This window comes from Mucilaginibacter sp. PAMB04274 (assembly GCF_039634385.2).
GTDB lineage: Bacteria > Bacteroidota > Bacteroidia > Sphingobacteriales > Sphingobacteriaceae > Mucilaginibacter.
Genome location: NZ_CP155081.2, coordinates 4,219,791 through 4,231,306, shown reverse-complemented (window position 1 = coordinate 4,231,306; position 11,516 = coordinate 4,219,791). Strand labels below are relative to the sequence as shown.

3 protein-coding genes are annotated in these 11,516 nt (G+C 40.9%); 1 reads left to right on the top strand and 2 read right to left on the bottom strand.

Annotation, left to right across the window (positions count from 1 at the left end; all coding sequences use genetic code 11):
• Nucleotides 1–51: 51 nt before the first annotated feature.
• Both ABDD95_RS17730 and ABDD95_RS17725 read right to left on the bottom strand, forming a co-directional pair.
• On the bottom strand, nt 52–4,917 hold the full coding sequence (locus ABDD95_RS17730; protein WP_345948676.1) for a chemotaxis protein CheB: 4,866 nt from the start codon (nt 4,915–4,917) through the stop codon (nt 52–54).
• 19 nt (nt 4,918–4,936) lie between these two features.
• Nucleotides 4,937–6,445, bottom strand: a complete 1,509-nt coding sequence (locus ABDD95_RS17725; protein ID WP_345948675.1) for a GAF domain-containing protein — start codon at nt 6,443–6,445, stop codon at nt 4,937–4,939.
• Between the two features lie 871 nt (nt 6,446–7,316).
• On the opposite strand from ABDD95_RS17725, the gene ABDD95_RS17720 reads away from it, so the two are divergent.
• Nucleotides 7,317–11,516, top strand: a complete 4,200-nt coding sequence (locus tag ABDD95_RS17720) for a two-component regulator propeller domain-containing protein (RefSeq protein ID WP_345948674.1) — start codon at nt 7,317–7,319, stop codon at nt 11,514–11,516.

The window sequence follows — 11,516 nt, the reverse complement described above, 5'->3', positions numbered from 1 at the left end:
AGGAGCACGCTTATTTTTTGCAGTAGAAAAATGAAAAGGGTTACTTAAAGCTTAATACAATTCCTCCTCGGGTTGTACAAGTGGTATGCAGAACCAAAACGTTGAACCCTCACCTTCCACGCTGTCAACCCCGATTTTGCCGTTATGCCGGTTAATTATCTCAGCAGTGATGTACAAGCCTAAACCCAATCCCGAAAACTTTTGTGATGATTCCTGAACCCTGAAAAAACGGTCGAACACCATGTCCTTCTTTTCGGGAGGGATGCCAATGCCAAAGTCCTGCACCGATAGCTTGAGCATGTTGTTGTCGGTAACTTCTTTAGTTACAATGATCTCTTTAGAGTCTGGGGAGTATTTTACGGCGTTAGACATAAAGTTGCTCAGCACCTGCTCCAAGCGGTGCCTGTCTGCATAAATCTGAACGTTTGTGCTGCCGCTTAGGATGAATTTGTGCGACGGCGTGTGCGATTGTGTATCTTCCATGCACTCGCGTATCATTTCGCCGGCGTTGAACCAGCTATAATTGAAACGCATTTTACCGGCATGTATACGGGTAACATCCAATAGGTCATCAACCAAAGCTGTAAGTTTACCTGTTTGTTTACTCGCCTTTTCAATAAATGGGAAGATTTTCTTTACTGCATTTTCCTGGTCGGCAAGGCGTTGTACTATTTGCAACGAGCCCTTTAAACTGGTAATAGGAGTTTTAAGTTCATGACTGGCAATGCTCATAAACTCATCCTTGCGTTGCATAAGCTCTTTGGTGGCCTGCTGGGCCTTTACCAGGTCTGTTACCTCAAATCCAAAAAATGCAATGCCATCCACATCGCCATTATCATTGTAAACCGGGGTAAATAAAAAGTCGAGCCAGGTGTCTACCAGTTGTCCGCTTATAGGATCAATACGCTTAACATTCAAAGCTTTGCCAACTTTGGTTTGGCCGTTTTTTAATATTTTGCTATCGCCGGCATAAAGCTGTGTGCTCGCAAAATCAATATGTGCTTCGCGGGTGGTTTTACCTATAAAGCTATTGCGGTTATAAAAGTCGTTAAATGCCTTATTGGTAAATTCGTAACGCAACTCGGCTCCCCGGCGTATGCTAATGAGTGCAGGAGCATTCATGAAAATGCTGTAAAATTCATCCTGCTGCTTTTTAATAAAGCCTTGTAGCTCCAGCCTGTTCTTTTCTACCTCTTTTTGTTTCGACAGATCGATTACATAGGTTACTGCATTGGCCAAATTATCATCATCCAACCGCGCCGAACCCATCAAAACCGGTACGCGCGTGCCATCCTTACGGAAGTATTCTTTTTCAAACGGAGGGCAAAAACCATTATTTTTTAACTGGCTCACTGCTTTGTTGCTCACACCCATGTACTCAACGGGGGTAAGTTTGTCCCAATTAACCTGGCCATTGTGTACTTCTTCGGCTGTATAACCAATCATCTGTAAGAATGCATCGTTGGCATCAATAATATTACCGGAAAAATCGGTAAAGAGCATGCCTATCATATTTGATTCAAAAATCTTTTTGAACCTGTTCTCACTGCTGCTTACCCGTTTTTCGGCTTCGGTTATGCGGCTTATGTCTACAATAGAACCTACCATGCGGTACGGTGTACCGTAGTCATCATGTAATATGCTGCCACGATCCAGTATCATGGTATAAGTGCCGTCGGCCTTTAAAAAGCGGTATTCGGCTAACCAGTTATTTTTACCGTTATTAATAGCGTCATGCACACTTTGCTCTACGCGTTGGCGGTCATCGGCATGTATTTTACTAAACCAGTAGTTTATTTTGTTGGTATCATCATTATTATGATAACCAAACATGGCTGTAAAGTTGTCGCTGCGCCACATCACATTAGAGGCCAGGTCCCAATCCCAAATGGTATCGTTAGTAGCTTGAGAAACCAGTTTAAAACGTTCTTCGCTTTGTGATAAGCGCAGGGTTCTTTCCTTAATTTTATCTTCAAGCTCGTTGTTTAAAGATTTTAGGTTTTCACGGGCGCTGATCAGCTCGTTATAATTCTTTTTAAGTTTTTGCTCGTTTAGTTTGCGCTCGGTTATATTTGTGTAGGTTACGGCAAAGCCATCTACAATTTTAGTAGCCATAACCAGGTACCAGCCTTTGTTGTCAAAATTTACTTCAGTTTGAAGGTTGGTGTCGGTGTCTACTACTGATTTAAACTTATCTAATAAGTTGTGTTGCAAAAGCTCTGGTAAGTTTTTAACTAGTAAGGCGTGTTTTAATTCAACCTCGGGCCTGCTTAATAATTGCGATGCCATTTTATTGGCCGTAACGCATTCAAAGTCGGTGATTTCACCTTGCGTATTGCGTACAGCATTAAATACCAATACAGCACTTAAGCTGGTACTAAATACACCCGAAACTATATTACTCAGCTCGGTAACCGTGCTAATGTCAACAAAAGTGATAACTACACCGTCTTTTTGCCTGTCCTTGCGTATGTAAGGTAAAATACGCATTAAGCAATGCTGGCCGCTTTTTAGCTCTATCTCTTTTTCAATCACCAGATCATGGTGGCGCTGTACCCGGTTAATATCCTCTGCAAAATGATCGTATTTAATGTTGTTTGAAATATGGCTGATCGGTCGGCCTATATCGGCCTCTATCAAATTAACCATATTTACAGCGGCCGGGTTAAACTTTCGTATATGCGAATTTACATCAACAAAAATTTGCCCGATGTCAACACTTTTAAAGTAGTTGTTCAGGTCATCATTTAAGTCAATAAGTTCCTTTATTTTAAGCTGGTGCTCTGTATTTAATGTGTGCAACTCCTCATTCAACGATTGTAGCTCCTCGTTGCTCGACTGTAATTCCTCATTTGCCGAAAGCAATTCCTCGTTACTGGATTGAAGTTCCTCATTGGTTGTCTCCATTTCCTCAACCGCCATTTGCAGGTTGCTGCGCACCTCGTTTAATTCCGATTCCAGCTCCATTACATAGTCGGAGTGCTGCTCACTGTGATCAATAGTAGGGGTTGTAATATCATCTTTGGCGTCCAACTCAACCTGCACCTCGTTAAATACAATAAGGGTTAGCGGCTTTGCCGAATTTTGGACGGGGGGATTTATAGAAATGTTAACAAAAACGTCTTCCTGGTTCCGTTTTATACGAATACGTTTTAAGCTGGCCTTTTCATTGTCCTGCCACACTTTACGAATAGCCGTATTTAGCATGAATGACAGCTCACGGGGAACCATCTTCAGGATATTGAGCTCCAGCTTTTTATCGGGTAGCGAAAGGTATTTTTTAAAGTCGCCTATGGTCTCTTTAATCTCGTGATTCTTATCAATAAAAACACCAACATAACCAAGGTCATCGGTTAAAAAATCTTTGAATACATCATCGATGGATTTTTTAGTTCCTTGTGGTGCGGTTTTTTTTAACTGTTGTGAAATAGAGGTTGTTCCGCTGCTGGTGTAATAACTATTGGGTTGTATATGGCCTATAGGGCCGGTTTTGCGGTAAATCTTCCACTTGCTGCTTATCTCTGATAGTCCGTCTTTGATATTAGATGCAGTTTCGCTTGAGCCCAAAAATAAATAACCACGCTGGTTTAAAGAAAAATGAAATGTAGACAGCACCTTTTGCTGCAACAGCACATTCATGTAAATGAGCATATTGCGGCAGCATATTAAGTCATTTTTAATAAACGGCGGTGCCTTGGTTACATTGTGGCGGGCAAATACAATCTGTTTACGTATGTTAGGTAAAACAGAATAGTGTTTGCCATCTTTAATAAAGTAATGCTCTAATATCTCCGGATCTATTTCTTTGGCGATAGCTTCGGGATAAAGATTGTGTGAGGCGACTTCTAAGCTGGCTTCGTCAATATCCGACGCAAAGATTTTTACTTCGAGTTCTTTGCCGGTTTTTTGCAGGTAACGGTCAATTAAAATGGCCACTGAGTAGGCTTCCTCACCGGTGCTGCATGCGCAAATCCATACCTTAAGTAAATCGCCGTCTTCCTTAGCGTCAATAATTTCGGGTATTACTTTGCTTGCCAGTATATCAAAGGCGGCTTTATCTCTAAAAAATTTGGTTACACCAATTAAAAAATCTTTACCCAGGTCCTTGGCTTCTTCATCGTTTTCGCGCAAAAGTTTAACGTAATCTTCCAGCTTAAAAATCCCGTTAAAGTTCATGCGGCGTGCTATACGCCTAATAATGGTGGGCGTTTTATACAAGTTAAAGTCGTGCCCGCTTTGTTGGTGCACTAACTGAAACAACTCGCTAAGCAGGGCATCGTCAATTTTACCGTTTTCGAGAATTTTAAGCGGCTCTTGCCTGGCATAGGCAAACAACTCCTCATGCATGCGTGCAGGCGAGGTAATCGCATCAGCATTGCCTGAGGTGATGGCACTTTTGGGCATTCCATCAAACCGCGCTGTTTCCGGGTCTTGAACAATAACCATTCCGCCGCATTCCTTAATTGCTTCAATGCCCTTAGTGCCGTCGGTTCCGGTTCCGGATAGTATGATAGCTATAGCTTTTTCCTGCTTATCATGAGCCAATGAGAACAAAAAGTTATCAATGGCTGTGTTGGGTGCCTTGTCATGATTTTTTTCGGCCAGCTTTAAACGGCTGTGGCTAATGGTCATGAGTTTGTTGTTCGGAATTATATAAACACAATCGGGTTGCAGGCTCATGTTTTCTGTAGCCTCAAACACCTTCATGTGCGTATGCTTGGATACCAGTTCAACTAAAAGACTTTTATAATCTGAAGACAGATGCTGGACAATTATAAATGAGAAGCTCGAGTTACCGGGCATATGGTCGAAAAACTCATGTATAGCTTCAAGCCCGCCGGCTGATGCGCCGATGGCAACTACGTAACCTTCGGTAGCGCCCGCAAAATTTCCCTTTAAAAACTCTTTTTTCGACATTTTTGTGAAAGCTGGAATATTACTGCGTCTGTTTAATTTTATACTCGAACACAAAACTTCTGAAAGTTTCAGCAATACTTAGTTCTTGTTCATGCCAGGGCAACGAAGTTTTGTCTACGGTCTCCAGCCAGCTTTTAAACGAATTGCGCGGATGATAGTTTAAGCCGTTAGGTTCAAAATTTACAGCTTGATTAGGGTTGCCTCCCCACTCAATTGTTCTAACTACTTCCGGTCTGAAACATATAATGTAGTCGCCGGCTTCCATATCAATAGGAATGGCGAGCATGCCACTGGCTATATCGGTAAAAGCCAAGGCTTCGTCAAAAATATCGGCCAGTTGTATGGTTGCAAACACCTGGTTGGTGTTTTTGGCTTGCAGCCACAATTGTAGGTTTTCGAGCACTTCGCCCTCGGGTACATTGCCTGCCGTGGTAATTTCGCCATTTAAATAAACTACAGCTCCGGTAGCGTTAAATAGCTTCATTACATTATTGTCATTATTTAGCAGGCCGGTTGCTATGTCATTGTCGGCGTAGAGTTGTTCTATTAAACGATTACGCTTAGCCTGTAAATGAGCTACAAAATCATACTCTTCTTTATTGATGATCGCAGAAATTTTGTTGGAAATAACACTCGATAATAATTCGAAAATTGAGCATATCTCAAAGTTGAGATAATACGGCGTTTTATGATGACAAGCAATTAGTCCCCAAAGTTGCTCGTTATGAATTACCCTGACCGACATTGAGGCCGTAACCCCCATATTGGCAAGGTATTCAAGGTGCACCGCTGCAACGCTGCGCAAATTACAATCTGACAGGTCGGTAAATGAGTTGGTAATTGGGTTAAGTACCGGGTATAGCTTTATGGGTATATACTCGCGGTTAGGGATAAGGCGGTACGGGTTTTTTAAGTAGAGATTTCTGGCTTGTTTAGGCACATCAGATGCAGGAAAAGTTACGCCTAAATATTGTTCTAATCCATCCTCCTTCTCTTCGGCAATTACGGTTCCGTTCCAATTTTTGTCAAAACGGTACATCATAATACCATCAAAGCCCGAAATACGCTTTAATTCATGTATGGCGATATCACAGGCATGCTGAACTGTGGTAGCAACGTCAATAGCACCCATTACATACTTTATCTCTTCAAAAACATTGATAAAAGACCGCTGCGCGTTAGGCTCGTTTTTTTCCACCTCCAGCAGCAGGTAATCCTGATGTGTATGCACCAATAGTAATAATGACTTATCACTTAAGGATATTGTAATAGGAATCTTGTTTTGTATGCCGCTTTGCAGCTTGTTTTTTAAATCTTCAAATTGCTCCCGAGGTATGTATCGGTCAAAACAGGTATTAATAACTTCAGAAGGTTCAATGTTTAAAACATCGCTTATATTTTCGCTAACCTGAACTATGTTTAAACTATCTTTTTGAAGCACCAGTAAATAGCCATGTGGCTGTATCATATTTACATGATGCAGCGGCAAGCTGCCGCAAAATTCAGAGTCAAAATTTTTACTGGACATATATTATTAACGTCGTATCTTTTAATCTAATGTCAATAACTATATTCCAACAGCACGAATTGCACTGCTGTTACTGGTGATGCAGGTATAAAACCTGCAATTTTTCTGTTTTTAATAATATAGATAGAGGTAGGCAAAATACATATAAATGAATTAAGTATAATATTTATTCAAATTTGGAGTGGAGTATTTTCCATGTAGTTATTATTAATTTAATTTTTAGGAAACTGTGAAGCAGTGAAAATTAAGCATGCTATGGTTTAAATCGGTTTTTTTTGTCCGTCGGGAATTGGAACAGAGATTGTATAATTATTTTAAGAATACAGAGTTACAATCATGGATGCCGCATATATTAAAGCTATAATAAACCGAAACAAAGCACAAGCTGAAATTAACCGGAACAATTTACTCGCTTATAAAGCTAGTTTGTCTACATTTCAGAACAGCTTGTGTAGCCTCGGCGAAGCACTGAAAGAATCAGAACAAAAGTTTGCTAGTTTAACAGGTAGTTACAAGAATAATGGAAACGTAAAGAGCATTGTGCCCGTCACGTTACACCGAGTGGCTTCTTAAAAACCGAATCAATATAAACAACAAAAGCCTGCAATTGCAGGCTTTTGTTGTTTATAGGCTTAGCTAAATATAAGCCCTAATCTAATAGATATTAACCACTACAGCATTTAGCTGCACATTTTGTTGTACTGTTTATTAACATGCTGAATATGTGTTTAACTTTTATAAATTTGGTTTAGCAAAACCAATTATAAAAACCGAGTTAACCAGCATTTAGCGTATTGCCGGGTGTGATCTGTAAAAATCCTATTTGCAAATAAGGCTTTAGTTTGGCGTGTATAATCTTGAATAAAAATCAATGCTATCAAAGTTTTTTATCTCTAAAATTTATTCAACCTTTATCAATAAAGTGCTGTTGCTCGTGTGTGTTTACACAGCAGTATTTATCACTACTGCAACGGCGCAAAAAAGGAACATAAATTTTACCGCGTTAACATCCAAAGACGGACTCTCTTCTAACACCATAAATGCAATATGTAAAGATAAGTTAGGCTTACTCTGGTTTGCAACAGACGAAGGATTGAACAGGTTTGATGGTAAAGACTTTAAAGTGTACCGCTACCGGCCCGAAGATACAGCTGGTTTAAAATCAAAAGAAGTTGTTGCATTGCATGAGGACAAGCAGGGCCGTTTATGGATAGGAACCATGGGGGGATCGCTTCACTGTTATAACCGAAACAGCGACACATTTGCGCACTACAACTCGGGCAAAGGAGACAGAAATACCAGTAGTGACGATATCAAATCTATTTGCAGCGATTATAAGGGCAAAATATGGATAGGCACATTGGATGGCGTGAACGTTTTAGATCCGGAATCAAAAAGGATCAGCAAGCTTTCGGTAAACGCTAAAATGTCGGCAAGCCTGGACTCACAAGCTATATTTTGTGTGTTTGAGGATAGCCACCGGCGGATGTGGGTAGGTACAAACAAAGGTTTATATCATTATAACCGTCAGTCAAAGCAATTCATTCCATTCCGGCACAACAATTCTAATCCAAGCAGTTTAGTTAGCGATACCGTAAATACAATTGCTGAAGACAAATCAGGAAACGTATGGGTGGGCACTATAAACGGACTGAGTATGTTAATGCCCGACAACAAAACGTTTAAAAACTTTAAGTTTAACGTACATAGCCCGCAAAGTATTAGCAGCAATACTATATACGCCATTGCTGCTGAGGATAAAGATAATCTTTGGGTTGGTACCGAAGGCGGCCTCGATATCATCCATGTAAAATCGGGCCAAGTTAGCCGTTACAAACCCGATGGTCGGAATAAGTTTAGTTTAACAAGCCGTTCTGTAAGGAGCATTTTTATTGATAAACATGGTATTTGCTGGCTGGGTACTTATGAAGGCGGTATTAATAAGTACGATAAGAACCTAACACTGTTTAATTTAAAGCAGAGTAATGCTTTTGATCCCTTTGGCCTAAGCGCCCCGTTTATAACAGCATTTGCTGAGGCTGCCAACGGTGATGTATTTATAGGTACAGATGGCGGGGGCTTAAACTTGTTTCATCGTAAAACCGGACTATTCACTCACCAGGACATACAGCCGGCTCACGGCATCTTTTCATCAGGGTTGCCAATTCTTACTATGGCGCTTGATCGCCAAAAACAACTATGGATAGGCACATTTCGTAACGGACTGTTTATATACAATACTCAAAGCGGGCAGTACAGGCAGGTGAAGCAGGGCAGGGCAGCAAACGAAATTAATGATGATGACATTTTTTGTTTAAAGGAAGACCATGAGGGCAGAATGTGGGTAGGTACGAACGGTAGCGGCGTTAGCGTATATAATCCGGCAAGTGGTACATTTCAGAGATTTACTAACAAGCCTGTATCTGCTGATGACGTTGCTGTTCCGTTAAACGGATTCATTAGGGCAATTGAAGAAGACCGGCAGGGTAATATTTGGATAGGTAGCTATGGTTCCGGACTGGCGGTATATAATCGCAAATTAAAAAAGTGCATACTTTATGATAAGGCACATTACAGCCAACTGCCAAGTAATAAGATTTTATCTTTATTAGCCGATCATCAGGGAAATATTTGGATAGGAACAAGTGGCGACGGGTTGGTCATGCTTAACCAGAAAACCCATACCTTCAGCACATTTACCGATAAAAATGGATTACCTAATGGCTTAATACATAAAATACTGGAAGATAAAAACGGAATGATTTGGATGAGCACCAACCGGGGTATAAGCCGGTTTGATCCGGTCACTAAAAAATTCAAGAGCTTTTCGCGTTACAATGGGCTGCAAAATAACGTTTTTATGAACGGTGCCGGTATAAGTACTGCCAGCGGAGAACTGTTTTTTGGTGGTGTTGAAGGGTTTAATTACTTCAACCCACTGGAAATCAAAACCAATATAACGCCTCCGGTTGTGCTTATCACCGATTTAAAAGTGGCTAATAAATCGGTAACCCCAGGCGGTTCCGGGTCGCCCATCCAGCAGCAAATTTCTGTTGCTAAAGAAATAGTGTTGAATTATAAACGGAATTTTTCCATCAGCTATGTGGCCCTCAATTTCACAGCGCCTCAACAAAATCAGTACGCATACAGGCTTGTTGATTTTGACAAGGACTGGATACCTGCAGGGCCTTCAACTACGGCCACTTATACAAACCTCGACCCTGGCAAGTATGTGTTTGAGGTAAAGGCCTGTAACAATGACGGTGTATGGAATGATAAAAGTACACGTATCAGCATTATTATAAGGCCTCCCTTTTGGATGACAGTTTATGCTTATATCGTATACGCTCTGCTTTTTACGGCACTGCTATTATTCATTCGCCATAGGGGCATACTTAAGTTGCAAAAGAAGTTTGCGCTGGAGCAAGAGCAGCTGAAAGCAAGGCAAGCTATAGAACAAGAAAAGCGGGAAGCAGAGCGTTTACACGAGCTGGATTTAATGAAGATTAAGTTTCTAACAAACCTGAGTCACGAGTTCAGAACGCCGATATCCCTCATCATGGGACCTGCAGAAAAAATGCTGACGCAAGATCCCGGCAATAGTAATGCAGGGCAGTTGCAAATGATTAAACGCAATGCCCGACGGTTGCTAAACCTTGTAAATCAGTTGTTGGATTTCAGGAAAATGGAGGAACATGAACTTAAACTGAACCTTGCCGATGGCGAGATTATCAGTTTCCTGAAAGAAGCAGCAGATTCCTTTTTTGATATTGCTGAACGTAAGCGTATTACTTTCAAATTCGAAAGCCAGGTAAAGCAACTTTACGCATCGTTCGATCATGACAAACTTGAGCGTATAATATTTAATCTGCTCTCTAACGCATTCAAATTTACGCCTGAGGGCGGCGCTGTGACCGTACAGGTTGAAGAAGCTTTGCTAATTTCCAGTGAGGATAAATGGCTGCGCATAAGCGTAACAGATACGGGCATTGGCATACCTGACGACAAAAGAGATAAAATTTTTGATAGATTTTTTCAGGATGATACGGTTACCATGCCTGGCTTAAATCAGGGTAGTGGTATAGGGTTATCTATCACTAAGGAGTTTGTACAAATGCATGGTGGTAGCATTGAAGCTGCCAGCAGATTAGAAAAAGGTACTGTATTTGTAATTGATCTGCCTTTACTGTTGGCATCTGTTGTACCGCCATTACCAGAGCCATTGCCAACCCAGGCGCCGCAGGAAACTGTGGAGGTAACGGCCGAAAAGGATAAGAAGCAACGGTCGGAAGATTTGTTTACCATCCTGATTGTAGAGGATAATGATGATTTCAGGTTTTACCTTAAAGATAATCTAAAGCTTCATTACAAAATAATTGAAGCCTCCAATGGTAAAGAAGGCTGGCTTAAGGCGTTATCCAGTCATCCGAATTTAATAGTGAGTGATATTAGTATGCCTTATATGGATGGCATTGAACTAAGCCGAAAAATAAAATCGGATAAAAGGACGGCCCACATACCGGTGATATTGCTTACAGCGCTAACGAGGGAAGAGGAGCAATTGAAAGGACTCAATTCGGGTGCTAACGATTACATGACCAAGCCTTTCAACTCAGAGATATTGAACGTACGCATCAGGAACCTATTGAACATGAACCGTACATTGAAGAACACGTACACCAAGCAAATCAAAGTGTCGAGTTCAGAGGTGGTTATTGAATCAAGCAATGAGAAGTTTTTAAGCAAGGTGGTATTGTACGTAGAGGAGAATATGAACAATTCTCAATTATCAGTAGAAGATTTAAGTGGCTATTTGGGAATGAGCAGGGGAGCCTTATATCATAAGCTGCTGGAACTTACTGGCCTTTCACCGGTTGAATTTATCCGGTCGATAAAATTAGAAAGGGCGGCTGTATTACTCGAAAAAAGTGATCTCAACATCGCACAGATTGCCTACATGGCGGGTTTTGCTACACCGCATTATTTTGCTAAATCTTTTAAGGCCAAATTTAACATGCTGCCATCCGAGTACATTGCCGTTAAAAGAAAGGTGTCTGAAGTGAAAAATTAA

What these genes read in the sequence shown, in the direction of transcription:
- ABDD95_RS17730 (WP_345948676.1), bottom strand. Translation starts at nt 4,917, where the DNA reads ATGTCGAAAAAAGAGTTTTTAAAGGGAAATTTTGCGGGCGCTACCGAA.
- ABDD95_RS17725 (WP_345948675.1), bottom strand. Translation starts at nt 6,445, where the DNA reads ATGTCCAGTAAAAATTTTGACTCTGAATTTTGCGGCAGCTTGCCGCTG.
- ABDD95_RS17720 (WP_345948674.1), top strand. Translation starts at nt 7,317, where the DNA reads ATGCTATCAAAGTTTTTTATCTCTAAAATTTATTCAACCTTTATCAAT.